The sequence below is a fragment of the Tautonia marina genome, from assembly GCF_009177065.1.
GTDB lineage: Bacteria > Planctomycetota > Planctomycetia > Isosphaerales > Isosphaeraceae > Tautonia > Tautonia marina.
Map to the genome: position 1 here is coordinate 1 of NZ_WEZF01000032.1, position 25,651 is coordinate 25,651.

The following is a 25,651-nucleotide window of genomic DNA, read 5'->3' on the forward strand; positions in this document are numbered from 1 at the left end:
CTGCGCGCTGAGCAAACCCTCACTCATCTCCCTGGGTCGATCCTCCCTGGGTCGATCGATCGAGTGTCGATCGTTTCTTCGACCACCGGCCGACAGAGTTCGACCCCCCATGCCTTCAGCACTCTGTACGCTTCGCGCCGAACCAGGTAACGGCGCACCTCTCCGCCCTCATTCTCCTGGGCATGATGCAGGATCGCCCATCCCGGATCCTTGAGCAACGGCTTGAGCAATGCAATCGTCTCCTCAGAGCGAAAATACCGCAATGCCCGGACCCCTTCGACGCGGCGTAAGACGTGCTCCGATTGGATCGCCTTCCGTGCCCATTGTTCCAGGCGGTCATCAACGGGCACACTGATTGTCACTCCGTGATATTCCGCCCAGCGCGTCTCTGCGATGACTTCGCGGGGAACCTCGCGCTGAAAGGTGTGAAACCGTTTCACATTCCCTGGCATTCTGGTAACGGTTTCCTTGGCGACTCGGATCACGTCGTCCCGATCTCGGAGCAGAGTCTCCCGAGCTGTCAGCACGGCCAGCGCTTCGTCGTCCAGATCAATGACCGACGTTTGAATCTCGGTTCCCTCCTGCCGAACCGCGATGAGCAGACGGCAACGATCCCCTTTCCAATCGGAGAGCACCGCCTCCGGCTCTCGGAGCGCGACCCTCACCGTTTCGTAACTCTCCCCGATTGGCACCTTGATCGTTTCGTCAACCAGGATCCTGGCCTCGAATCCCTCAGGGCCTTCTGGAACATCGATGGCATCCAGCGTTCCGACGAACACCACATCCGTGTTGGCAACGATTGCCTCAAGGCTTTCGACGTGCCCGAAGATTGGCTGCCCCGTTGCGGCCATCGGGCCGACCAGCGCCAGGGTTCCGGCCAGGATCGAACCCACGCAAAGGTCGTTCACGATCGGGCTCCCGTTCGAGATCCGTCGTCGTTCGGCAGGCTTCCGCCCTCAGTCGCTGGCCAGGCTGTCCTGATCGAGGTCTTCGATCCGGTGCTCGACCGCGCGGCGGACCTGTTCCTCTTCCCGGAGTTTCTGGGCGAGCTGTTCGACGCGTTCCACCGGGGTTCCCGGTTCGAGGAGCATCCAGCAGGGTTCGTCGGGGTTGAGCGTGTCAAGCCGTCCGTTGCTGGTCAGGCAGATCGGCGCGACGTGGCAATCCTGGTGCTTGTAGTGCCAGCCCAGCTTCTCCATCGCGATCGGGTCGGGGTGGACTGGGCGGGGTTCGTCGCTCGTGTAGTGATGGACGACCTGCGCCTGGAGGCCGACGACCAGCAACAGCTCGTGAACAATCCGCGAGGAACCGTCATGGTCGAACTCGTCGCGGAGGACGATCGCTCGCATGCCGGCCGGAGCGGCAAAGGCCGGCTGAAGGAGGCGAAGGGCGTAGTGCTCCATTGAGTCGACCTCACAAAGGCGGTAACGAGAGGAAGACCGATCGGGGTTTCGGACGACGCCAAGACGTCATCCCCCCCGTCGAGCCACGGCTTGCTCAGGGCTCGATCGGTCGGATCCGAACGATCCGGAAGGCCACCGGGCCGTGGTCCCCTTGCAGCAAGATCGGGCCAAGAGGCGTTTCGGGCTTGGTGCGCCAGGCGTGTCCGGTCGGATAGGGAATTTCGAGGTTCTCGTGGATGATCTGCCCGTTCAGCTCGGCCCGCTCGAGCACGGCATGCGCCGTCTTCTTCCCCGCATCATCGAACCGAGGCGCGCGGAACGTCGCGCGAAGCACTTGCCACTCCCCTGCCGGACGCGAGGCGTTGACCATCGGCGGGAACCCCTCGTCAATGTGCCGGTAGCGCGGCAGCAGTTCGGCCCTCGGGTAAACGCCGCCGTTCCCCTTGGCGTCAATCTCCTTGCCGTAGCTGTCGTACATCTGAATTTCGTAGAGCCCCTGGAACTTCACGCCGGCGTTCGAGTTCTCGGCCATCATGTACTCGATCTCGATCTCCACGTCGCCGAACTCCTGCACCGTCTCCAGGTTTCTCGTGCGGCCGGGAGGGTCGTTGATCAGGACCCCTGCCCCCGCTTCGGGCGTCAGGTGCTTCGGGTCCTCCTCGTTCAGCGCGGCCGAGCCCACAATTTGCCAGTCCCCAAACGGCGGGCGGAAGGCGTCGAGCCCGGTCCCCTCGCCAAACAGCGTGATCCAGCCGTCGTCAGGTCCCTCCTCGGCCCAGCCCCTCGACGCCGAGGTCTGTACCACCAGGAACACAACCGCCACAACGGCCAGGGCTCGGAGACTTCGCATCAGAATGGGGCTCCGTGGGGGGGACGACGCTCCGCAATCGCTCGGACTCGTCTCGGTCCATCCGTTGATGGTACGGGGGCCAACGGATCGATTGCAAGGAGCTGCCGATACCCACGATCAATCGCTTGCATCAGGACGTTTCGACCTCCGTCGCCACCCGAGGCCCCCCCCGCGCTCCCGGAAAGTCGCACAGTGGAATGCTCGGGTTCGGATCGGCCAGCACCTCGGCCAGGGTCGTCTTCTGAAACGCCTCCTCCACGCTCGCCAGCGCATTATCCAGGCGACGGTGCAACGGGCACAGATGCTCCCCGTGCGAGGCCAGGCCCAGCGGACAGGTCCGAATCCTCCGAATCGGATCCACCGCGCTCACCACCTCCAAGATCGTCAGCTCCTCGGGCCGCTTCGCCAGCGTGATCCCCCCCCCAATCCCCCGCTGCGACCTCACAATCCCCGCCCGTTTGAGCCCCTGCAACACCTTCGCCAGATACGGCGCTGGCACCTGCGTCACCCGAGCAATCTGCTCCGTCGTCCGGGCCTCCGGCGCGCAATCGGCCAGGTGCACCGTCGCCCTCAGGGCGTACTCCACCGTTTGAGAGAACATCGCAACCCGTTCCTCGATTTGGAGAAAAACCAGAAAATCAGACCTTGAAATCCGTAATGTCGCCCCTTAGAGTAATTCGACGCAGAAAAGAGATGGTTGTGTCCGATTTTTCGGGCAATCCTGAGTTCCTTTCGAAACGAATGCCTGGGCGGCGCCGCCGAGACGCGGGGACCACGCCCCAGTACCGAAGGAGGCGAGATGATGCCGACAACACACAAGGCGCGGTGGGTCAAGGGCGGGGTCGGCCTGATGGGGGCGGTGGCCCTGGCGATGGTCTGGGGCGTGTCGGCCATGCAGGCCGGACCGGTCCGACCCGAGCCGGAGGACGATCCGGCGGTCGAGCGCGCCCGGCAGCAGGTCCAGATGCTCGATGCATTATACAAGACGGCGGTCGTTTCGATCACCGACAAATATCAGCGCGGTCAGCCGGCGATCATGGTTGCCAAGGATGTCTTCGAGGCGATGGACAAGCTCGGCCACCACTCGGCGCGGCTCGTCGATGCCACCGGTATCCCGATGGGAGAGCACAACAACGCCGAAACCGACTTCGAGAAGCGGGCCGTCCAGGCCATGCAGAACGGCGAGACCTACCTCGATGAGGTCGTCGGTGAAGGCCCCGATCGCCGTCTCCTGGCCGCCACGATCGTTCCGGCCGTGCACGCCCGATGCGCCTCTTGCCACGCGGTCGAGGAAGGTGACCTGCTCGGCTTCATCCGTTACGACATTCCAGTTCGCTGAGCCATTCCCCCTGGCCGGCGTCCCCGAATCCTTGGGGAGCCGGCCAGGCTCAATCGCCCTGCCACGGCCCGTCACGCGAGCTTCACCACGACGAACGTGATGTCGTCGTCCTGGTGCGAGTCCCCTCGGAATTGCTTCAGGGCGTCGTTGATCGCCACCGAGATGCGCTCCGACGGCTCATCCCGGTGGGCTCGAATGATGTCGCGCAGCCGGTCCTTGCCGAATTCCTCCTCCGACGGGCTCCGCGTTTCCCAGATCCCATCGGTGCCGAGCAGCACGATATGCCCCGAGCCGAGGCCGTCCCACACGGCTTCCTCGTACTCCGAGTCGTCCAGCAGCCCGAGCGGCAGGCCGTTGATATTCGGCAAATCGAGGAACGCATCACTTTGCGGATCATACACGATCGGCGCATCGTGGCCGGCGCTGGCCCACCGAATCGCGTGGTGAGGCGCATCGACGACCATCAAGATCATCGTCATGAACCGCTCGCCCCCCGTGTCGGCTTCGAGCTGGCGGTTGACGTGCGTGAGCAGCTGGCCGAGCGACCCGCTTTCCGAGGCCCTCGTCCGCAAGACCCCCCGCGCCGTCGCCATCAGCAAGGCCGCGGCGATCCCGTGCCCCATCACGTCGCCGAGCACCACGATCAGGTCCCCCTGAGTCGTCTCATCCAGTTCGAGGAAATCGTAGTAATCGCCCCCGGTTTCGTCGCAGTAGGTCGAGTGTCCGGCAATGTCGAGCCCCGGCAGCGCCGGCGTTTCCTCGGGTAAGAGCTTCTGCTGAATCTCCATCGCCAGCGCCAGCGATTGCCGCAGGCGGAGGCGGTCTTTCAGCGCCTCGGCCATCTGGTTCACTTCGGTCGAGAGCATCGCAAACTCCCGAGCCCCTTCCACGCGGACCCGATGATCCAGGTCCCCTTCGCCGATGGTTCGGACCCCCTCCACCAGCTCCACAATCGGCCGGACAAGCCGGAGCGACGCCGCAATGCCCAGGCCGAGCGTCAGGCCGACGACCAGCAATCCGATCCAGGCGGCCTGCCGACGCAGTTCTTGCACGCCTCCCATCACATCGGCCTCGGGCACGATGACCGCCAGACGCCAGTCGAGCCCCTGCACGCCCGAGAGCGGCTCGACCTCGACCCGGTAACGCTCGTCATCGAGCGTCAGCTCGAACGGCTCCCGGTCGTCGATCGCGCCGAACGATCCCGACTCCTCCGCCACCCGCTCCGCGACCGCCCGGACCATTGGGTCGTCCGACTCGGCCGCCGCCACCTGCGACCCGCCGGGACCGATGACCGCCACCCCCGAGGAACTCGCCAGCAAGCCGCCGTCCGGCCCGACCAGGAAGGCCCTTCCCGTCTCCGAGACTTCCAGCCCGGTCAAAAACTCCGAGACCGCCAGCAACCCCACATCCGACGCGAGCACCCCAAGCCGATTCCCCTCGGCGTCGGCCACCGGACGCACGAAGGCCAGGCCCAGTGTGGCCATGGCGCTGTTGCTGCGAACCCACGGGTAGACGTCGCTCCAGGTCGGCCCCCCGGCCTCCTCGGCGGCCTGATACCACGGCCGCTGCCTCGGGGCGTAGTCATAGGAGCCGATCCGCTCCCCCAACGACTCCCCGCCTTGCGGAACGCGGTACTCGACGACCTCCTCCCCCGTCTGGTCGTCCTTGATCGCGTACTCCAGGCCCGACTCCCCCGGATAGCGGATGATCCAGGTGGCCGAGCCCTCTGGAGTGCCGAAGGTGATCGAATTGATCGCCTCGAAGGCCGAGAGCTGCCGGATCAGATCGGGCCGCCAGGCCCTCAGATCGGCCGGGTCCAGCTCGCCGGCGGCAATCATCGAGGCCGTCAGCTCCGTCACATGAACTGCCGTGGCCAGATAGCGGTCGAGCTGCTCCTCAACCCGACGGGCCGCCTGGTCCACCACCTGGCCCGTCAGGTCATCGACCACCCGTTTCCCCTGCCAGGTCGCCAGCAGGCCGAACCCCAACACCACCACGGCCACCGGAATCAACACGAGAATCGGACCGATGGTTCGGATCGAAACGGATCGCAAAACAAGGACCTCGGGGCCGGGGCCAGGAGCGCAGACGACTCGGTTGAGCCAACCACATGATGATGTGACGACGCCCCGCTCCGATCAGGAACGCCAAGATCGCTCCACCCACGGCGCAACTCTTGCCCGATCGGTCCGAGGCCGAATCAGCCACGATCCTATCGCCCTGAGCCCTCCCGGTCCAACCATTGTTGGGTACCGATCTCAATCGCCCCAGCACCGCCCCCGGGCGGTGACGTCACGAGAGACACTCCACCGTCACGGTGTCAGTTCAAGCCCCCCCTGCCGACCCTTCTCCGCGCCCAACGCACTCGGATCGATGAACAATTTGCAATTTGTGCCGATTGTGCAGAGCAAGAGGATTGAAATGTCTGAGGTGCCTGAATAGGTTGAGTGTGATGTGCGGTATGCGAGGGCCGCGCATGGCGTCTTGTGTTCCGGGTGGGTCCGGCACAACGCCACGCCTCCCGGTTCGATCGCGTGGTCGAGCCGAGGGCAATCACTGACCAGAGACATTCCACCAGGGAGAGCTTCCAATGACATCCATCCGACGCTCGTGGTGTGTGGCTGCGCTGTTCGTCATGGTCGGGGGCCTGGCGGCCGCGCCGGCTCGGGTCGAAGCCCAGACGATTCTGGATCGCGTGGTCAATTACAACATCCACACCGGCGAATTCGAAACGCTCATCGCCGCCGTCCTGGCCGCGGACCCCGGGCTCCTGGATGCCCTGGCCGGTTCCGACCCGCTTACCGTCTTCCTACCCACCAACGCGGCCTTTGCCCAGATCGGGCTCACGCCCGACAATGTCGGCCAGCTTGGCCCGGACCTTCTGACCGACATCATTCTCTATCACGTCACGCCAGGGGCCCGGCCCTTGCACAACCTGTACGCCGAGCGGAACGTGATGATGCTCAATGGCGCACGCACCACCTTCTCCGTCCGGCAGTATCGCCCGCATCACATTGCCGTGTTTATCAACGATGCTCGGATCTTGAATCACGCGGTTCTTGCCAGCAACGGCGCGATCTTCATCATTGACCAGGTGCTGCTCCCCCCGATGCCGGTGCGGTAACGCCCAGGCGATTGTCAGCAGCCTTCCGTCACGTCTCCCCCTTGAGGGGAAACGGACGATTTCTCGGCCGCTCCCCCTGCCGTCGATTCGGCAAGGGGGGCGGCCCTCTGGCTTTTTGTCAAGCCGTCGCCCGACGCCGGCGAAGCTGAGCCTCCCGGCTCGGGAGCTTCACCTTCCAGACCAGGCCGAGCCGGGCGAGCACCCAGATGAACCAGTAGCTCACGTCCAGTTGCCACCAGGCCAGGCCGTGACGGGCCGAGGTCGGGAAGGCGTGGTGGGCGTTGTGCCAGCCCTCTCCCCAGGCGAGCAGGCCGAACAGCAGGTTGTCTCGGCTCTCGTCGTTCGTCTCGAACGGCTGCGATCCCCAGATGTGGCAGGCCGAGTTGACGCTCCAGGTAATGTGGTGCACCAGGAAGATCCGCACCGGTCCTCCCCAGATCAGGCCCGTCAACGCTCCCGCCCACGATCCCGTCAGCACTCCTCCCACGGCCGCCGGAATCAGCAACCCGAGCGCCACCCAGACGGCAAACGTCGCGTCCACAAACCGCAGGGTCGGGCTCTGCCTCAGGTCGGTGACGTAGCGGTCCAGCTCAAACGGACCCGGCCGGACAATCCAGCCGACGTGAGCATGCCAGAACCCCCGAAGCACCCCTCGCACCCCATGATCCATCCCGTGAAACGGCGAATGCGGGTCCCCTTCGGCATCGGAGTACTGATGGTGCCGACGGTGCAGCGCCACCCATTCCAGCAACGACCCCTGCACCGTCATCGAGCCGAGCACCCCCAGCACGAACTTCACCGGCATGCTCGTCTCGAACGACCGATGCGTGAACAGCCGGTGAAACCCGACCGTGATCCCCAGCCCGGTCAGCAGGTACATCCCCAGCAAGAGCCCCAGATCGACCCAGTGGAACCCCCACCCCCAGACGACCAACGGCGTCGCCAGCACGGCGACCAGCGGCAGGGTGATGACCGACACCACCACCCACCGCACCGTCATCGACATTCGGGCGACCGCCGCCAGCGGTGACAACGGCTCCGACTCCGAGGAGGGCCGGATCGTCGTGTCCGCTTCGGTCGATCCCGAACCCTTGACGGCTGCCGCCGACTGGCTCAGAGCCGATGGCGCTCCGGCGTCTGATGCCGCGGTCGAGCCGTCAAACCGGTCCGTCATCGTGGTCGATTCGGTCATGGAAGGTGCGTGCCTCATCCTGAAGAAGGGGGCAAACTGCCATCGGTCGGCGGGAACGCTCCCCTGTTGCCTCGTGGCGATCCGGCCCCCTTGTGCGACCCGCCAGACCCCGGTCGCCGAACCTCTGGGATCGGTCGCCCGGAGATCAATCCTCGCCACACGCTCGGGGACATCCTGTCCGATTCCTCTGTGAACAATTGGCCCCTGGGGACCCCTCCCGGTTCGGGCTCACCGCACAGGAGGCGATGGTCTCGCGTCAGGGCATCGACGCGGAGAACACCGATCACCGCAAAGCACCGTCTCGTCGGGCCGGGAATCGAGAAGCATCCCCGGCCGCCATCGTTCCTGGCGCCGACCCGATCACGCGTCGTTTCGAGGCGATCGACCGACCGGCGAACTGACTTTAGCAGGAACCCGGGGATGTTGAACAGATCCGTTTCGCTCAAATCGGGTTCAAACGCCCCGATCCGACGAACACACCGCGCTGTTCACGTCGAGCGCCCAGGAGGCTCGGTTCCGCTCGCTTGCAGACTCCGAAGGCCGGCCCTTGCTGGTAAGATAGGCTCCGATCGACCGGTTCCTGGGCCTCGGGACGGCTTGCCTTCCCGGCCGATCGAGTTCACTTCTGCTTCGTCTGATTCTTGATTTGAGACGCAACCCCCATGATCCGCAACCTCCTCCCCCGAACGCGAACCGAACACCCGTTCCCTCGGCCGATGGCGGCTCTTACCCTGCTGGCGATCGGCCTGAGCCTCTCCCTGGCCTCGGGGGCGATCGCACAGAACGACCCGCGGCCCGGCGATCGCCTCGAACGCCTTGGGGATGAAATTGTGGTCGCCGGTCAGCTCTTTCACACCACGGCCCCGGTCGTCCTCTGGACCGATCCGGGCGGCTACGACGCCTACCGCGTCGAGCGTCGCTTCGCCCCTCTGGCCGAGGCCGGCTGGAAGGCGTCGGAGGCCGCCGGCCTGCGCTCTCCCGTCCGCTTCGGCCTGCGAGGCAACCGCCTTTCCCCCGAGCAGGTCGAGCAGGTCCGCGGTGGCGGCTGGTCGTTGCCCATGCTTCAAGATGTTGTCGATCAGTTCGTCATCCACTACGACGTGGCCGGCACCAGCCGCAATTGCTTCCGGGTCCTCCACGACGGCCGAGGCCTGAGCGTTCACTTCATGCTCGACCTCGACGGCACCATCTATCAGACCATGGACCTGAAAGAATCCGCCTATCACGCCACCATCGCCAACCAGCGCTCCATCGGCATCGAGATCGCCAACATGGGGGCCTATCCCCCCGCCAACGCCTCGGCCCTCGACCGCTGGTACGCCCAGGATGCCGACGGCACCACTCGCCTGGTCATCCCCGGTGGCCCCGAGGCCGCCGGCATGAAGAACCTCGACGCCAGCTTCCGCCCCTCTCGCAACGAACCGGTCGTCGGCACCGTTCGCGGCATCGAGCTGAAGCAGTACGACCTGACCCCCGAGCAGTACGACTCCCTCATCAAGCTCACCGCCACCCTCTGCACCGTCTTCCCGAACCTCGATTGCGACTACCCCCGCGACGAAAACGGCAACCTCATCACCGACACCCTTTCCCGAGACGACTGGCAGTCGTATCAAGGAATCCTCGGACACTTTCACGTGCAAACCAACAAGGTCGATCCCGGCCCCGCCTTCCAGTGGGACAGGCTCATCGAGGAAGCCCGAGCCCTGATGCCCCCCTCCCCTGCCGATGCGAAGTGACCCCCCTGCCCTTGCTACGCTCGTGAGTGGCTTCGGGGAATTTGATGGTTTCGACCATCTCCCCCGCGCGTTACGATGAATCGGTGAGCCTGGCATGATGGACCAACGAGCATCGTCGTTCCCTGCCTGGCGTGATCCCCTCTCCCCTTGCCTTTGCAAGTGCAAGGAAACGGGGCGCCGCAAGGCCGGGTGAGCATGGCCCCTCTCTCCCAACCCTCGCCCCCGCAACGCGGGGGAGAGGGTGGCCGCAAGGCCGGGTGAGGGGGGTCCCGTGCCCTCAGACCTGTTCGAAGGGGCCGCCTTGCGTGACCCACGCAGGCAAGCGCCCCGCGACCATCACACCGGGCGATCGGCCGGGAGGGGTCCTGGCCGTTCACCACGTGGCAACCGATTTCTCTCCCCCACCACGCACCGACCGACGACGGCGGCTCTCAACCTAGATCGCCGCCGCGCTCGATCGGCCGTCGGGATTCTCTTTTGCGGAGCAAGGTCCCCACCATGACACCCTCGAATTCGAACCCGTCGCGCCGATCCTTCCTCAAGCACACCGGCGCCGCCGCTTCGGTTTCGGCCCTGGCCGGCGTCTACGTCCCGGCGGTCCACGCGAGTGAGCAGAACACGATCAAGGTTGCCCTCGTCGGTTGCGGCGGTCGCGGCACCGGCGCCGCGGCCAACGCCCTGTCGGTCCAGAACGGGCCGATCAAGCTGGTCGCCATGGCCGACGTCTTCGAAGATAAACTGACCAACAGCTTTAACTATCTTGAAGACAAGTACTCCAGCCAGATGGACGTTCCCGAGGACCGCCGCTTCCTCGGCTTCGACGCCTACAAGAACGCCATCGACTGCCTCGACCCCGGCGACGTGGTCATCATGACCACTCCCCCCGCCTTCCGATGGCCCCACTTTACCTACGCCATCGAAAAGGGTGTCAACACCTTCATGGAAAAGCCTGTCACGGTCGACGGCCCCACCACCCGCCGCATGATCGAGCTGGGCGAAAAGGCGAAGGAAAAAAACCTGAAGGTCGGCGTCGGCCTCATGTGCCGCCACTGCGACGCCCGCAAGGCCCTCTACGAACGGATCAAGAACGGTGAGATTGGCGACCTCCTCACCCTCCGCTCCTACCGCCAGGTCGGCGGCGGCGGCCTCATCGGCCCGAACACCAGCGACATGACGGAGCTGATGTACCAGATCCGCAACTTCCACGGCTTCATGTGGGCCAGTGGCGGTGTGATCATGGACTACATGATCCACAACATCGACGAATCGTGCTGGATGAAGGACGCCTGGCCTGTCACCGCCCAGGCCCAGGGGGCCCGCCTCTACCGCGAAGACAAGGTCGATCAGAACTTCGACAACTACTCGATCGAATACACCTTCGACGACGGCACCAAGCTGTTCGTCTACACCCGCAACGTCCCCCGCTGCCACCAGGAGTTCGCCAGCTACGCCCACGGCACCAAGGGCTCGGCCGTTATCTCCACCAACTCCCACACCCCGGCCAAGACCCGCATCTACGCCGACCAGCGCATCGACCAGGGCGAACCCGTCTGGGCCTTCCCCCAGCCCGAGCCGAACCCCTATCAGCTCGAATGGGACCACCTGATCGCCGCCATCCGCAACGACGAACCCTGGAACGAGGTCAAGCGCGGCGCCGAGGCCAGCCTCGTGACCGCGATGGGCCGCATGGCCGCCCACACCGGCCGCATCGTCACCTTTGACGAAATGCTCAACCACGACCACGAGTTCGCCCCCGAGGTCGATCAACTCACGCTCGACTCCCCCGCGCCGCTCCAGCTCCTTGCCAGCGGCATCTATCCCCAGCCCGAACCCGGCCGCCTCCGCGACCGCGAGTTCTGATCCCCACCATCCCGGCCGATCCCCCCTCACCTCGGGGGATCGGCCGATCCTCCGTTGGTTGGAGCGATTCGTGGACGACCTTCGTCTCTTGATCGACCTCCATAAAGAGGCAGCCCGCCAGGGACCCGGCAGCGATGCCGAGACCGAACGCGCGCTTACGCTGGCCCGGGTCGACCGGTCGAAGCCCCTCACCATCGCCGACATCGGCTGCGGCACCGGCGCGTCCACCCTCGTCCTCGCTCGCCTTCTCAACGCAACCATCACCGCGGTCGACCTGTTTCAGGACTTCCTTGACGAGCTTGAAACGCGCGCAAGCGAGCAAGGCCTTTCTGAGAAAATCACAACCCTATGCGCGTCGATGGATGACCTGCCCTTTGCGGATGAGCAATTCGATGTGATCTGGTCCGAAGGCGCCATCTACAACATCGGATTTGAACACGGCGTCAAAACCTGGAACCGGTTCTTGAACGTCGGCGGCCTCCTCGCCGTCTCGGAGATCACCTGGACCACCGGTTCCCGGCCGGCCGAGCTCCAGGCCCACTGGGAGCGGGAATATCCCGAGATCGACGTCGCCTCCTCCAAACTGCGCGTTCTGGAACAAAATGGTTATATGCCGGTTGGCTATTTTGTCTTGCCCGAGCATTGCTGGCTCGACCATTACTACCGGCCCATCCAAGATCGCCTTGACCAATTCCTGGCTCGACACGGTTACCGCGCCGACGCACAAGCCATCGTCGATGCGGAAATTCGAGAAATCGAACTCTATGAGACCTACCGTGCCTCTTACAGCTACGGTTTCTATCTCGCACGAAAGGTGGATCGGCCAACGTCCTAACACCGCGACGTCCCTCCCCGTCGGTCGCTCTCATTCCTCCCCGCCTGTCACCTCCTTCACCTTCTCAAAAAACGCCCGCTTCCGCTCCGTGTTCAAATCCCAGCGCACCGGCGGCGACTGATAGCCATCTTCATAATTGTTCCTCCCCGGATCGAAGAACCCCCACGACGCATAGTCTCCAATCGCCGCCGCCATGTTGTTCGTCGGCTGATCGAAGTCGAAGTGATCGTCCTCATTAAAGAGGATCGGCATCGGTCGATACCCCGGCACGTCCCGACACTGACGCACCATCTCCCCGATCCTTGCCGGGTCCTTCACGCCGTTGCCGTGTAATAGCAGGAAATCCGCCGACCGCACCACATTCTCCCTCGGCACCGTCCCCCCGCCATAGCTTGTCCCCACCAGCAACCGCCGGCCGTCCCGCGTCCGCCCCTTCACATGCTCGATCAGCTCATGCACCCGATCCGGCTTGAGAATGTCGTGATCATACCTCACGTTGCATTCATTGTTCACTTCAATGATCACATTCGTGTAACCATGGTCAAACACCCAGTCCACCGCGTTGTCCACCGCCTGCGTGACGGCCTCCTCATCCCTCAGCCGCTCATCCTGCCCGAAGTAGAAGATCCCCAGAATCGCCACCATCCCCAGCTCATCCGCCCGATCCAGAATCCGCTCCAGCCGATCCATGTACTCCGGCCTCAGACTTCCATCCCCTTTGATCGCCGAGTTATGCCACGGCTGCTCCCTCGAATACCCCTCGGGGCTTCCCCCTTGCAGGTTGATCGTGAACGCCAGCAAGCCGTGCCTCCTCCACTCGGGCATGGCCGCGAGAAACTCCCTCGTGTTCCGCTCCGCGTCGTACTCCCCCGTGTCCGGATACGCCCACCGATGCCTCGTCTCCGGGTTCAGGTCATCGAAGATTCCCTGTACCATCCTTGAGTTCATCAGCAATCCCTCGATCTTCGATCCGTTCCATTCCCTCCCCTCATACGTCGGCGACCCGTTCAGGAAGAACGCCTCCCCCCTGATCTCCACTTTCGTCTGCCGTTCCGGGGCCTCCTCGGCCCCAGCCACCGACATCGGAACCAGTGCAACCGACACCACCAAGGTGATCCATCTCATCGGGGCGGTCCTTTGTTCTGCCTGTCATTCCCCGGAATCCCCAACCTCCGCCCCTCTCCGATACCCGACCTCCCCTCCCGACGCAACGCCCTGGAGTTCGGCCCGCCCTTGCTCACCCCACCGTCACACAGGCAAGTGAAGAAAGTTATACGCCACGTTCGGATTGCTGCCGATCGACAACGTGGTGTCCAGCCACGAATGCGGCTTCCATTCCTGCGTGCCGATGTTCACCGGTTCGGGATCATGAATGAAAAGCTGTGACGAGGACACGCCGGTGATCACCACCACATGCCCATACGACGCCGTGCTGGTCACCTTCAGCCCCGCCGTCCAGATCGGCCCATAATCGTTCAGCCATCCCGCCACCGCCTCGATCGTCGGACTCATCGGCGGCACCTGACGCAACCCCATGAGCTGCGCAAACCGGACCATCTCCGTCAGCGGCAACCCGTTGTTCGCCTTGTACAGTTGAACTGTCTCGTTCACCTGGCTCGGGTCGGGCAGTGCGCCCTCGGTCATCTGCATCCGCTCGCGTCGCCACCGGATCAGCATTTGAGCGCTGGCATACCAGCACGCCATCCCCTGATCTTGCGGAATCAGCGGAACATTCTGCACCACATAGGTCGCAACCATCACTTAGCCCTCCGTTTCAAAAGAATCACCGTCGCACATCAATTCAATTCACGATCAACGAACCGAAGCAGCACGTCCCAATGCCCGCAGTTCCACTCCCTCACCCGACATCACCTCCCAAACAGCTCCGCGCAGGCGTCGTCTTCGAGTACCTTCTGCGCGATCGGGGCACTAACCTCGACCGTGGCGAATCCCGAGGTCGCATCCTCGAATGATCCGATCTGAATGTCTGAGAAGCTACCCGTCGCCCCTCCTTGCACCGAGACTTCCACCTCGAAGAACACCGGGCCATCGTTGATCGGGGTGAATCGCAGCGAGACCTCCTCGTTCAGGTCGAAGGGAGCGGGCAAGATCACCCCCGCGCTGGCGGGATGGGTCACGGAGTGGTGGAAGATCTGGGGCGATCGGGCGATTTCGAAGAGGTCGCCCGCATCATTGACCTGAAAGATCCTGATGAACGTGAACACCAGCCCGATGGTGAACGGGGCGGGATTCCGGCCGAACGGCGGCGAGCCGCCGGGCGTCTCGGCCGGGAAGTGCCGCATCCGCCCCCTCGCGGCCACCCGGGCGCGGAATTCGTACTCGATCCCGGTCAGGATGTCTCCCCCGGCAATCCCCGACAGATACGCGAAATCGGCTCCGATCACCCCTCGCTTGTTCTGAACGAAATTGCCGCAGCCAAACGCCTGGCCCCGGATTCGTCCCACATTGGCGTTGGTGAAGTTGGCTGTCAACGCATTCGGACCACCGCATGAATCAAGAATCGGCACAAATTGTTGTTTTTCATTGATCGTGTTCAGTTCCGTATCGATTTCATCAGGCTCGATGGGGCTGTAGAGAATCAGGCAGGCCAACCACTGGAGGAAGTCTCCGATGCCGTTCATTCTGCACCTCAAAAAATTCAAGCAATCGTTCGGAACCCAGGACCGATCGGGTCCTATCCGCGATCCGTCTTTTTGCCCGTCCGAGTGCGTTGTTTTTCCGGCTTGATGGCCTGAAGCTCGTTGACTTCGTCCTCGATTCCAAGCTTCCGCAGAATGGCCTGGTGCAGCTCGACCTGGCGCTTGAGCGACTTCTCACTGAGGAGATCCTCAGGCTGGATGGGCGTCCGCTCACGATTTCTTGAGGTCTTGAAGACCTGGACTTCCTTCTTATGGTCTTTGAGGCTCGACTTCCGAGGCTGCACCGCCCCGACGAGCATCGCCGGATCCCGCAGGATCTCGCTCCGTACGTTCGGGGAAAGCTGGGTCGTCATGCCAATCAGCTCAGCCATCTTCTCCACGACGTCCTTCAGCTCAATCGACGTTTTTCCGGCAGCCCTGGACTGGGCAGATGGTTTCGCCATGAGAGATCGCCCTTCGAATGAAGTGTGGATCATTTGACGTGGACTCGGGAGCGTCGTCCGCTCCCGAATCATTGAAGATACAAATCTGGCCCTTCGAGACGCGATCAGAAAATGAGTCGTTTCCCGACAAAAAATCGGCCAGGTCACGGAGTGGCTCGGTCATCCTGACCGCAGCCAGCCTCGCTCCCGAAGTGGAAATCACGCCACTCCTGCTCGAAAAGTTCGTCCCCGCTTCAGATTATTATGACGATCACTCCTCAATTTCTCGATGGGATTGAAGACGAGGCCCACCCATCTCGTGCGAGGCGACGGAGCCGCCCGGTGCCGAGCCGAGGGAGCCCACACCCCGCGCCGCCGAGGACAACCATCAGGCGCACCGCAACCATCGAGTCTCACACCATGAGCCTCGCAACTCCTCCCCCTCCGCGGGTGGCCCCGGTTGCTCGCCAACCGGGGTCGCGGAGCGACGAGAGGCTATGAGGCGGCGTCCCGCTGTCTCCTGCGGCTGCGCCGCCCCGGTTGGCGAGCAACCGGGGCCACCCGCGACGCCTCAGCCACACCCCGAGCCCAGCCAGGCCGCCAATGGAGGCCAGGACCAGGCTCGATGGTTCGGGAACCGCCCTCAAATGGATGTTGTCCACGGCCAAGGTGAGCGGGAACAGGTTGCCATCGGAATCCAGCTCGAAGCCACTCACGATGTTCAAAGAGAGTGAATGAATCTTCGTGAATCCACTCGGGCGAATCGTGCTGAACGTACTCGACCCAGTCCGATAGGCGATGCGGTCGCCACCGCCACTGGTCAACTGGACGCGACTATTTTCGTCGGTCTCGACCTCGAACGGCCCGCCTCCGGGGTTGTTCAGGTTGGCGATGTCCATCGAAATGAGGCTGAACGACCGGCCGTCCAGCCTGGTAATTGTAACCTCTGCCCCCGAGGCGTTGCCGGGATCACTGTCGAGAAGCGCGTTGTTGCCGCCTCCGAGGTCGCTGACCATCTGCCTGTCACCGAACCCGACGAAGTTCAGCCGGTAACCGTTCTCGGTCAGGCTCGTGAACAGTCCCGTCGGCTGCCCATCGAAGGTCAGCACCGACTCGGCCGTTGCCCTGCTCGTTGCACCGGCCATCACGGCCGATGCAACCGCCACCACGGCCAGCATTCTGAAGCTTCCCATGAGCATAATCCTATGGTGATTGATGTGTCAGATCTTCCTGCGCTCCCACATTTCACACACGCCTTCGCCCGAGAGCGCCCTGGGCCTGGTCCAGTTGGCGGTCGTCCGACGTTATCCCTACGCGACCAGCCTTGCAAGTCGCAAAATCAAAAAATTCTTGTGTGGCTTGTGTGATGAGATCTGGCTAAGCCGTCGCACAGCCACGCTTTCCCACGGGATCGCCGAGGTCATCCTGACCCCAGGCCGTTTCGAGGCGGATCGGGAGGACTGGGGCCGACCGGAGCCCAGCGAACCCGCCGGACCCGCTCCCGAAGTCGTGGTCATCGCGCTCTTGCGCGGAAATTCCGTCCCCGCGTCTGATTTCTTGTGACTAAGGCTCCCCCTTTTCTCGATGGTTTTAGATAGCCAGGCCCTCATCCCGATGCGCGGCGACGGAGCCGCCCAGGGGCCGAGACGAAGACGCTGCATCCCCCATGCTTCCAAGGACAACCGCAGCACGCACCGAATCGCACTGCAACCATCGAGGCCCCCACCATGAGCCCCAGCAATCCCGCCTCCCTCGACCACGATTCGAGCCGTCCCCAGCGCTCCCCCGGCCCTCGGACCGATCGGGGCAAGCGGCGCAGCAGGCAAAACGCCCGGCGACACGGGATGACCGCCGCGCTGCCGATCGGAGACGACGAGGCGAAACTCATGCAGGACTTCGCCGATCGCTGGACCAGGCAACTCGGCGCCGACACCGAGGCCGAGGAAGCCCTCATCCGCGCCTCGGCCGTTGCCTATGCGCGTTTCGAACGCTGCCGGAAGGTCGAGGAGGCATCCCTCGGCGACGCCACACGAAAGGCCGTCGCACGCTGGGAAGCGAAGCAGCGGCACCGCGTCCGGAGCCTCGCGCAGAACCTCAACTACGATCCGATCAACACCGTCGCCGATCTCGAAGCGACCTCCTTCGGCTGCGAGTGGCTCCTGCGCCACTGGGAGCAGCTCGACGCGAAGCTCGCCCAGGGGCTCCGCTGGGACCAGGACGACTGCCCCAGCGCCTTGCGGATGCTCGGCGTCTACCCGCAGGCCCCCGGCCCCGACGCCGACCCCTGGCTTCGTTCCCTCTGGCGGCTCGCCCGCGTCTGCTCCGGCATGCCCGTCGATCCCTCCTTCGGCCCGCCGATCGACCCCGTTCCCGCCCGCTTTGAACTTCGTCGGCTCATCGCCGAGGAGATCGACCGCCTCGACACCCTCCGTCAGACCCTCTGGGAATCGCAGGATGGCCCCGAAGCCGAGGCCGTCTCCCACCTCGGCCTCATCGACACCACCAAGGACGGCCAGCTCCGCCAGCGCTACCGCCGCGAAGCCTTTTCCGAGATGACCCGAGGCATCAACCAGCTCATGCGCCTCCGCGTCGAACGCAGCAAGGATCAGGACCGCCAGTGGCACCAGGCCCACCCCCACGTCTCCCGCAAGCGCGTCGCCGAAACCCCCTCCACCGGCGCCGGCTTCCCCAACCGCGCGGCCCCCGACCCCGCCCCGCCTCCTCCCGCCGCGCCGTGCCCGGTCGATTCCCGAAACGAACCCCCGCAATCCCCTCCCGAAGCCTCAGGCGATCGTCTCAATCCCCTTCGAGGTAACGAGATGCGTTGCGAGCCGTCGGCCGATCCCTCCACCGCCGATCAGCGCACCGAGCCCCGATTCGACGGCCATTCCGCCCCCTCCGATCCCTCCTTCAGCCCCGAACCCAGCCGGCCGCCGGCCCCCAGCGGCTCCCGAGACGACGCCTGGCGGTCCTGATCGGCCCCTGATCGAAGCCTCGAACCCCCTCCCCCGACCCTTCCCAGGGCCGGGATGCGCCCAGCGACCATCCCCACCGAACCCCAACCGGAGCCCCCCCCCTCGTGCGACCCGATTCCCCCGCCCCGATGGCCCCTCGGCCATTGATCCCCGACTCACGATCCCCGATCATCGAGCGGTCGAGGTCGAGGAGCCTCCGCGCCGTCGAGGTTCCGGGCGACCGAGAGGAGCCGCGATCGAGGACGCTCCGGGGTCGGGTCGGCCCCTGGACGGGAGGAGTTTGGGTGTCGAACGCAATGGAGCCCACCGCGCCAACCGCCGGCCAGCGGGCCGCTCGGGTCCGAGGAACGCTCGGCTGGGTCTGGACCGTCTTCGGGCCGTTCGTCGGCCTGGTCCTGATCATCGCCCTGTTTGCCTGGCTGACGAGAGACTCGGGCGCCTTCATGTCCGCCTACAACTGGCGGACGATCGCCGTGCAATCGGTCATCGTCGGCACGGCGGCCCTGGGGATGACCCTCATCATGATCGTCGGCGGCATCGACCTGTCGGTCGGCTCGGCGGTGGCCCTGGTGACGGTCCTGGCCGCCTCGCTCGTCGGCGGCTTCGACCTGCCGGTGCCGATGCTCCCCGGAGCGCTCGGCGGCGACTGGCTCCAGCGGCTCGCCGGGGGCGACTCGGTCGCGGTGCCGCCGGTCCCCTTGCCCGTGGCGATGGTCGCCGGGGTCCTGCTCGGCGGCCTCTGCGGCCTGGTCAACGGGGCCCTGATCACCAAGCTCAACGTCGTCCCCTTCATCGTCACCCTGGGCACGATGAAGGCGTTCCGAGGCCTGGCGAAGTGGTCGGCCGGCAGCACCTCGGTTTACATCGACGACGCGGACAAAACCCCCTGGTTCAAGGGGCTTCTGGCGACCGACGCGACCTTGCCCCCCGGCATCGAGGCCCAGCTCAGCCGGGTTCCGGGAGCGGCCGGGCCCGTCGTGCAGGAAGTCGCCCGCCTGGCCCCCGGCGTCTGGATTCTGCTCGGCCTGAGCATCCTGATGGCCCTGATGCTCCGCTCCAGCCTGCTCGGCCGCTACGCCTACGCTGTCGGCTCGAACGAGGCAACCGCGCGGCTCTGCGGCCTGAACGTCTCGGGGATCAAGCTGGCCATCTACAGCCTGGCGGGCCTGCTGACCGGCCTGGCCGGGGTCATGCAGTTCACCTACCTCGGCGGCACCGGCGACCCGACGACGGCCGAGGGGCTGGAGCTTCAGGTCATCGCCGCCGTGGTGATCGGCGGGGGGAGCCTAAGCGGCGGCGAAGGCCGGGTCCTCGGCACCCTGATCGGCGTCCTCATCATGTCCGTCCTGAACAACGGCAGCGTCCACGCCGGCTTCCCGAACCCCGTGCAGGACATCATCATCGGCGTCATCATCATCGCCGCCGTCACCCTCGACCGGCTTCGCCACCGGGCAGACGCCTAAGAAACCGGCCCGTCCCTGCGTTCTGGAAAAGGGAACGAGGGACGCATTCCTCCCCCTGGTCCGTGTCGCCTCGATCGCACCCTTTTCGAACCTCTTTGTAATGATCGCCCCCATGTTCCGAACGGGAGACGCGTGAATGAACCGCCTGACCCCCCCGGCTGTTGCCCTCTGCCTGGCCTCCATCAGCCCTCTGCGCGACGCCCATGCCCAGGAGCACGGCATGCACGCTCACGATCGGCGGACCGTCACCGTCTCCGGACTGGGAGAGATTTCCGCCGCTCCCGACGTGGCCGACATCTCCTTTGGCGTGGTCACCGAGGCCCCGACCGCCCGAGACGCCCTCTCGACCAACAACCAGGCCATGACCACCCTGACCGAACAGCTCAAGGGCCGAGGGATCGCCGCCAAGGACATCCAGACGACCAACATCAACCTCAACCCCCGCTACTCCCAGCCTCAGCCCCCGCAGCCCGGCCGCCCTCGCCCTCCTCAGGAGGAGGGCTTCACCCCCCGAATCGTCGGCTACACCGTGACCAACTCGGTCCGGGTAACGGTGCGTGATCTGAACAAACTCGGCGAGTTACTCGACGCCGTCGTCTCCGCCGGAGCCAACCAGATGAACGGCATCGGCTTCCGGATCGAGGAGTCGCGCGCCCTGCTCGACGAGGCCCGCAAGCGGGCCGTGGCCGACGCCAAACGCAAGGCCGAGCAGCTTTGCGGAGAGCTTGGCGTGGTCCTTGGCGCTCCGGTTGCGATCACCGAGTCCGACGGCTTCATGCCTCCTCCCCGGCCGATGATGGGCCGGGCCATGATGATGGCCTCCGAGTCGGTCCCCGTCGCTCCGGGAGAGGAGGAGCTGAGCGTCTCCGTCCAGGTCGTCTTCGAGATCACCACGCCGAACTGACACGGATTCCCCCGGTCTCGGCGACGGGCCCGGATGGAAGAATGTGCAATCCCCTTCAAGTTCTCCTTGGGCTCCGGTCGAACCTTGCGTTGACGGCCCCCCCAGGGCGGTCTAGGATGGCTCGACCGGGACCGTCAACAGGACCATCGGGCGCGTCAATCCCTCGCGGCCTGATGGCCCGCCCCGATCAAAAAAAGTCGTTCGTCCCGGCGCTTCGGCGTCGTAAGGTTTGAGTGAACAGTTCGGGGCCTCGGCGACCTGTCTCCGTGCGGGTGGCGGTCGTCTCGGAAAGGCGTCATACCAAAGGAATTGGGCCGACGCCTGGCACACAGGGAAGTGCGATCGCGCATGCCCATTACGTCGAGCTTGCGGAGCCCCGTCCGACCCCCTCGCCCTTCCGCGGCCCCGCCGCCGGACCGGGACCGGTCTGCGTCCCCAATCGCTCGCCCTGCTCCGTTGGCTGGCGCAGAGGCCCCCAGCCCTTCCCAGGCCTCGAACTCGCGGCGAATGGCCTCGAACTTCGCGGCCCTGAGCGTGGCCGAGGTCGCCTGCCGGGCCATCTCGATGGTCGTCACCCTGGCCCTGGCCCAGCGGCTCGGCCGCGAAGGCTACGGCCGGATCGAGTTCGCCTTCAATGTGGTCTTCTGGCTCGTCCTGCTCGTCCGCGAAGGGCTCGACGTCATCGCCACCCGAGAGATCGCCCGCCACCCGAGGCTGATCCGCCCCCTGGTCAACCACATCCTCGCCATCCGGGGGTGCCTGGCCGTCGCCCTGCTGACCGGCCTGGTCACCGTCGGCTGGTTCAGCTTCTCCGAGGCGTCGGAGTGGTTGATTCTCTCCCTCTACGGCCTGATGCTTCTGACCACCGCCATCGGCCTCGACTTCGTCTACCGAGGCCTGGAGCGGATGACCCTGGTCGCCGTCTCCCTGCTGATCCGTACCGCCATCTATGCCCTCGGCGTCGGTCTTTGGGTCACCGACGTCTCCCGGATCGAGTGGGTGCCGATCTGCCTCGTGGCCGGAGAACTCTGCGGGATCGCCCTGGTCTGGGCCTGCTACCTCCGAACCTTCGGCCCCCCTCGCCTGACCCTCCGAGGCACCCGGGCCTTGCGGACGATCCTCCGACGCGGGAGGCCGGTTTACGTCATCCAGGTCTCTCAGGCGGTCATCGGTTCGGCCGATCTGCTGGTCGTCGGCCTCTTGAGCCAGTGGGCCGATGTCGGCCTCTACGGCGCTCCGCACCGGGTGGTGGCGGCGATCCTGACCTTCGGCATCATCTTCCGCCAGGTCGTCTTCCCCATGCTCGCCCGATGCTGGCGATCCTCTCCCGCCGAGGGCCAGGCGGCGCTTGATGGGATGGTCCGGGTCCTGATGCTTGGCCTCGTGCCGGTGGCTGTTGGGGCGACCGTGCTGGCCGACCCGTTGATCGCCCTCTTGCTTGGCCCCGACTATGCCGGGGCGGGGCTCTTGCTGGCCGTCGGTGCCTGGCGGATCCCGCTCCTGACCCTGGCCTTTCTCTACCAGTCGGCCCTGATCGCCCTGAATCGCGAGGCGGCCGGCGTCCGGATGCTGATCGGGGCCGCCCTTCTGATCGCCCCCTTGACGGCGGGGTTCCGCCTCCAGTTCGGCCTCGTCGGCGCGGCCGTGGCGGTCCTGATCGTCGCGGCCTTGCTGACCTGCGCCGGGTATCGACGCTTGCAGGTCGAAGGCCGAGCCCCGGCCTGGCACCACCACCTCGGCCCTCCGCTGCTGGCCTCGCTCGTGATGGTGCCGGCCTGCCTGGTGCTGGCCGAGTGGCACGTGCTGCTCGCGGTTCTCGGTGGCGCGGCCGTTTATCTCGGCACGCTGGTCCTGCTCAACGCCTTGCCCTTGAACGAGCTGCGATGCCTGCTCCGGCGCTGAGCGTTCTCGGCCTCAAGCCGCGAGGCCCTCGCGTCGCCGCCGATGGCGGACAAACAGGCCGACCCCCAGGCCGCCCATGACCATCATGCCAAGGGTCGCCGGCTCGGGAATGGCGAGGACCTGGCCTCGAATCTCTCCGGTCGGGTTCCGGGCGGTATGGATATTGACATACCAGAGGCCGGCGATCAGTTGATCGGCCTGGGCGCTGGTGATGGTGGTCGAGCCGATCAACTGGCCCGAGGCCGGTTGCGGCAAGGGGACACCGCTCGGCCCGCCGGCCAGCCAGACCTGAATTCCGGCGTTGACTCCCGGACCTGCCGGGCCATGCAGGTGAGCGCCCGGCCCGTCGATCGGCCCGGTCAGCCCCTCGTACTCGATGTCCCACGACAGCAAAAGGGACGTGGTGTCGAGCTTCAAGACCCCACTCCCCTTCGGATCAAAACCCGAGGGAATGTTTGGAGTCGCTACCTGTTGCAACGTGTCGATCGTGGTGGTGAAGGTGATCGTTGACGACCGGGCCACCGGAGCGAACACGACGGCAAGAATGATTGCAGCGAATGTGGTTTGAAGAACCTTCATGAGTGATACTCGAACTCCTTGATGTTTCAAGCCGTGCTCCATTCACAAGGCGGACCCGATTGTAGGCCCGTTCCCTGCGATCGACCAGCACCAATGTTCGCCTCGATCGAGATTCTTGAGACGCTCGGGCCTCAAGCTCTCATGCCTGATCGTTGATCCCAGAGGACCGGGTCTACCACTTGAGCCGGGCTCGCGTTACCCTGATCATCCCAGAAGGATTGGTCTTTCAAGAGGCCGACACGGCCCACCAGCTGACCCCGCGTGCCAAAGGAGCGACACCCGTGGCCCTGACTCCCTCAACAATGCTCCCCCTGGGCACCTCTGCCCCAGAATTCGCCCTGCCCGATACCGACGGCCAGACGGTTCGTCTCAGCGACTTCAAGGACGCCCCTGCCCTGGTCGTGGCCTTCATCTGCAACCATTGCCCGTATGTCAAACATATTCGAGAATCCTTGCGAGATGTGGCGAAGGAGCTGCAGTCGAAAGGGGTGGCCGTCGTCGGTATCAGCTCCAACGACGTCACGTCTCACCCCGACGACGCTCCCGAGAAGATGCGGGTGGAGAAGGATTCGGTCGGATACACGTTCCCTTATCTCTACGACGAAACGCAGGAGGTGGCCAAGGCCTATAAGGCCGCCTGCACGCCCGACTTCTACGTCTTCGACCGTTCCCACTCCCTTGTCTATCGCGGGCAGTTCGATGACAGCCGTCCTGGAAACGACATTCCCATGACCGGCAAGGACCTGAAGGCCGCCGTCGAAGCCGTCCTCTCCGGCCAGCCCGTCCCGGCCGACCAGAAGCCGAGCATCGGCTGCAACATCAAGTGGAAACCTGGCAATGAACCTGAGTATTTCAACACATGATTCTCTCGATGGAACGGCCTTTTTTGCGGTCGTTGATTCAACGGCTGTACAAAAGGTTGATTGTGATATAATCGTTCGTGAGAATTTCTGAAATGAAAACACAGGGGGTTGTTTTTTTATGTCTCACCGAATGCTCGCCGCCGTGCTGGTGGGGATGATCGGCTGGATTGGGACGGTGGCCGAGGCCGCCGAGGACCGGCCGCCGAACGTGGTCGTGTTCCTGATCGACGACCTGGGCTGGACCGACCTGGCCTGTTTCGGCAGCGACCTGTACGAGACGCCGAACGTCGATCGCCTGGCCCGCGAAGGGATGTCCTTCACTGACGCCTACGCCGCCTGCACCGTCTGCTCCCCCACCCGAGCGGCCGTCATGACAGGCAAGTACCCGGCCCGCCTGCGCGTGACCGACTGGATTCATGGCCACAAACGGCCGTTTGCAAAGCTGGCCATCCCCGAGTGGACCGAGTTTCTCTCGCACGACGAGACGACGATGGCCGAGGCGTTGAAACCGCTCGGATATGCCTCGGTGAGCATTGGTAAGTGGCACCTTGGCGACGAGCCGGAGCAGTGGCCAACGCATCACGGGTTCGACCGCAACATCGCCGGGTATGGCCGGGGGCAGCCGCCGTCGTACTTCGCACCGTACAACATCCCCACCCTGGAGGAAGGCCCCGACGGAGAAGACCTGACTGATCGGTTGGCCGAGGAAGCAGTGCAGTTCATCAAGAAATACAAGGATCAGCCGTTCTTGCTCTACATGCCTCATTATGCCGTCCACACGCCGTTGCAGGCGAAGCGAGGGCTGATTGAGCATTACCGAGCGAAGCTCACTCCGGACTTGCGGCAGACGAACCCCACGTATGCGGCGATGGTGCACACGATGGACGAGGCGATCGGCCGGGTGGTGGGGACGATCGACGACCTGGGGCTGGCCGAGGAGACACTCGTCATCTTCACCTCCGACAACGGCGGCCTCGCCCTGCGCGACATTACCAGCAATTCCCCGCTTCGAGCGGGGAAAGGATCGGCCTATGAGGGGGGTGTCCGGGTCCCCTTGATTGTCCGATGGCCGGGGACGGTCCCTGCGGGGACCTCCTGTGACGAGCCGGTCATCAGCAACGACCTGTTCGCCACCGCCCTCGACGTGGCCGGGGCGGATGGGGTCGCGGACCTGCCCGATGCGCGGTCCCTGGTCCCCTTGCTCCGCGATCCCGAGGCCTCGCTCGACCGCGACGCCCTGTTCTGGCACTACCCGCATTATCACCCTGGTGGCGCGACCCCGTACTCGGCCATCCGGGCCGGCGCCTGGAAGCTGATCGAGTTTTTCGAGGACGACCGCGTCGAGCTGTACCACCTGGCCGAAGACCTTGGCGAATCCACGGATCTTGCTGCAATGATGCCGGAAAAGGCGGCTGATTTGCGTGATCGGCTCGCCGAGTGGCGGGCCGAAGTCGACGCGCAGTTGCCCCGGCCGAACCCGGAGTATGACCCCGATCGAGCGGCCCAGACGCGCTGATCGCCCGAGACGGTGCGTTCGGAAATTC

Annotated in this window: 23 protein-coding genes; 11 read left to right on the top strand and 12 right to left on the bottom strand. The window is 64.7% G+C overall.

Annotated features, from left to right (window positions below; genetic code table 11):
- Window positions 1-23: 23 nt before the first annotated feature.
- The 4 genes from GA615_RS25765 to GA615_RS25780 all read right to left on the bottom strand — a co-directional run bounded on the left by GA615_RS25765 (window position 24) and on the right by GA615_RS25780 (window position 2,854).
- Window positions 24-908: a hypothetical protein gene (locus GA615_RS25765; protein ID WP_152054227.1), complete on the bottom strand. Its 885-nt coding sequence runs from the start codon at window positions 906-908 to the stop codon at window positions 24-26.
- 48 nt (window positions 909-956) lie between these two features.
- Entirely contained in the window at window positions 957-1,403 is a 447-nt protein-coding gene (locus GA615_RS25770) for a hypothetical protein (protein WP_152054228.1), read from the bottom strand.
- Window positions 1,404-1,497: 94 nt separating this feature from the next.
- The gene (locus GA615_RS25775) at window positions 1,498-2,253 is read right to left on the bottom strand and encodes a 3-keto-disaccharide hydrolase (RefSeq protein WP_152054229.1); all 756 of its coding nucleotides are present in this window, start codon (window positions 2,251-2,253) and stop codon (window positions 1,498-1,500) included.
- A gap of 130 nt (window positions 2,254-2,383) precedes the next feature.
- Window positions 2,384-2,854 carry an RrF2 family transcriptional regulator gene (locus GA615_RS25780; RefSeq protein ID WP_152054230.1) on the bottom strand — a complete coding sequence of 157 codons (471 nt, stop codon included), beginning with the start codon at window positions 2,852-2,854 and terminating at the stop codon, window positions 2,384-2,386.
- A gap of 198 nt (window positions 2,855-3,052) precedes the next feature.
- Here GA615_RS25780 and GA615_RS25785 point away from each other — a divergent pair, with 198 nt between their 5' ends.
- Window positions 3,053-3,592 carry a hypothetical protein gene (locus GA615_RS25785; RefSeq protein WP_152054231.1) on the top strand — a complete coding sequence of 180 codons (540 nt, stop codon included), beginning with the start codon at window positions 3,053-3,055 and terminating at the stop codon, window positions 3,590-3,592.
- Between the two features lie 71 nt (window positions 3,593-3,663).
- On the opposite strand, the gene GA615_RS25790 is transcribed toward GA615_RS25785, so the two are convergent.
- Window positions 3,664-5,646, bottom strand: a complete 1,983-nt coding sequence (locus GA615_RS25790; RefSeq protein WP_152054232.1) for a SpoIIE family protein phosphatase — start codon at window positions 5,644-5,646, stop codon at window positions 3,664-3,666.
- A gap of 536 nt (window positions 5,647-6,182) precedes the next feature.
- On the opposite strand from GA615_RS25790, the gene GA615_RS25795 reads away from it, so the two are divergent.
- Complete coding sequence (locus tag GA615_RS25795; protein WP_152054233.1) at window positions 6,183-6,716, top strand: fasciclin domain-containing protein; 534 nt, start codon at window positions 6,183-6,185, stop codon at window positions 6,714-6,716.
- Window positions 6,717-6,834: 118 nt separating this feature from the next.
- Here the strand turns inward: GA615_RS25795 and GA615_RS25800 are convergent, their stop codons facing one another.
- Window positions 6,835-7,908, bottom strand: a complete 1,074-nt coding sequence (locus GA615_RS25800; RefSeq protein ID WP_201750323.1) for an acyl-CoA desaturase — start codon at window positions 7,906-7,908, stop codon at window positions 6,835-6,837.
- Window positions 7,909-8,570: 662 nt separating this feature from the next.
- On the opposite strand from GA615_RS25800, the gene GA615_RS25805 reads away from it, so the two are divergent.
- The 3 genes from GA615_RS25805 to GA615_RS25815 all read left to right on the top strand — a co-directional run bounded on the left by GA615_RS25805 (window position 8,571) and on the right by GA615_RS25815 (window position 12,339).
- On the top strand, window positions 8,571-9,644 hold the full coding sequence (locus tag GA615_RS25805) for an N-acetylmuramoyl-L-alanine amidase (protein WP_235905680.1): 1,074 nt from the start codon (window positions 8,571-8,573) through the stop codon (window positions 9,642-9,644).
- Window positions 9,645-10,142: 498 nt separating this feature from the next.
- A complete protein-coding gene (locus tag GA615_RS25810; RefSeq protein WP_152054234.1) occupies window positions 10,143-11,504 on the top strand; it encodes a Gfo/Idh/MocA family oxidoreductase in 1,362 nt (453 codons plus the stop codon).
- 70 nt (window positions 11,505-11,574) lie between these two features.
- The gene (locus tag GA615_RS25815) at window positions 11,575-12,339 is read left to right on the top strand and encodes a class I SAM-dependent methyltransferase (RefSeq protein ID WP_152054235.1); all 765 of its coding nucleotides are present in this window, start codon (window positions 11,575-11,577) and stop codon (window positions 12,337-12,339) included.
- A 30-nt stretch (window positions 12,340-12,369) separates the two neighbouring features.
- Here the strand turns inward: GA615_RS25815 and GA615_RS25820 are convergent, their stop codons facing one another.
- The 5 genes from GA615_RS25820 to GA615_RS25840 form a co-directional block, all read right to left on the bottom strand.
- A complete protein-coding gene (locus GA615_RS25820) occupies window positions 12,370-13,464 on the bottom strand; it encodes a hypothetical protein (RefSeq protein ID WP_201750324.1) in 1,095 nt (364 codons plus the stop codon).
- 123 nt (window positions 13,465-13,587) lie between these two features.
- Window positions 13,588-14,097 carry a papain-like cysteine protease family protein gene (locus GA615_RS25825; protein WP_152054236.1) on the bottom strand — a complete coding sequence of 170 codons (510 nt, stop codon included), beginning with the start codon at window positions 14,095-14,097 and terminating at the stop codon, window positions 13,588-13,590.
- Window positions 14,098-14,207: 110 nt separating this feature from the next.
- Window positions 14,208-14,981 (bottom strand): hypothetical protein, encoded by a 774-nt coding sequence (locus tag GA615_RS25830; protein WP_152054237.1) that lies wholly within the window; start codon window positions 14,979-14,981, stop codon window positions 14,208-14,210.
- 53 nt (window positions 14,982-15,034) lie between these two features.
- Window positions 15,035-15,442, bottom strand: coding sequence for a hypothetical protein (locus GA615_RS25835; protein ID WP_161602568.1), 408 nt, complete (start codon window positions 15,440-15,442; stop codon window positions 15,035-15,037).
- 392 nt (window positions 15,443-15,834) lie between these two features.
- Window positions 15,835-16,614 carry a PEP-CTERM sorting domain-containing protein gene (locus tag GA615_RS25840; RefSeq protein ID WP_161602569.1) on the bottom strand — a complete coding sequence of 260 codons (780 nt, stop codon included), beginning with the start codon at window positions 16,612-16,614 and terminating at the stop codon, window positions 15,835-15,837.
- A 534-nt stretch (window positions 16,615-17,148) separates the two neighbouring features.
- Here GA615_RS25840 and GA615_RS25845 point away from each other — a divergent pair.
- From GA615_RS25845 to GA615_RS25860, 4 genes are all read left to right on the top strand, one after another.
- The gene (locus tag GA615_RS25845; RefSeq protein ID WP_152054240.1) at window positions 17,149-18,396 is read left to right on the top strand and encodes a hypothetical protein; all 1,248 of its coding nucleotides are present in this window, start codon (window positions 17,149-17,151) and stop codon (window positions 18,394-18,396) included.
- Window positions 18,397-18,680: 284 nt separating this feature from the next.
- Window positions 18,681-19,859, top strand: a complete 1,179-nt coding sequence (locus GA615_RS25850; RefSeq protein WP_235905681.1) for an ABC transporter permease — start codon at window positions 18,681-18,683, stop codon at window positions 19,857-19,859.
- Between the two features lie 136 nt (window positions 19,860-19,995).
- Window positions 19,996-20,763 carry an SIMPL domain-containing protein gene (locus GA615_RS25855; protein WP_152054241.1) on the top strand — a complete coding sequence of 256 codons (768 nt, stop codon included), beginning with the start codon at window positions 19,996-19,998 and terminating at the stop codon, window positions 20,761-20,763.
- Window positions 20,764-21,270: 507 nt separating this feature from the next.
- Window positions 21,271-22,665: an oligosaccharide flippase family protein gene (locus GA615_RS25860; protein WP_235905682.1), complete on the top strand. Its 1,395-nt coding sequence runs from the start codon at window positions 21,271-21,273 to the stop codon at window positions 22,663-22,665.
- A gap of 12 nt (window positions 22,666-22,677) precedes the next feature.
- Here GA615_RS25860 and GA615_RS25865 read toward each other — a convergent pair whose 3' ends face one another.
- On the bottom strand, window positions 22,678-23,244 hold the full coding sequence (locus GA615_RS25865) for a CHRD domain-containing protein (RefSeq protein ID WP_161602570.1): 567 nt from the start codon (window positions 23,242-23,244) through the stop codon (window positions 22,678-22,680).
- 281 nt (window positions 23,245-23,525) lie between these two features.
- Between GA615_RS25865 and GA615_RS25870 the strand changes: the two genes are divergently transcribed.
- Both GA615_RS25870 and GA615_RS25875 read left to right on the top strand, forming a co-directional pair.
- The gene (locus tag GA615_RS25870) at window positions 23,526-24,107 is read left to right on the top strand and encodes a thioredoxin family protein (protein ID WP_152054242.1); all 582 of its coding nucleotides are present in this window, start codon (window positions 23,526-23,528) and stop codon (window positions 24,105-24,107) included.
- A 118-nt stretch (window positions 24,108-24,225) separates the two neighbouring features.
- Window positions 24,226-25,623, top strand: a complete 1,398-nt coding sequence (locus tag GA615_RS25875) for a sulfatase (protein ID WP_201750325.1) — start codon at window positions 24,226-24,228, stop codon at window positions 25,621-25,623.
- The last annotated feature ends 28 nt before the right edge of the window (window positions 25,624-25,651 follow it).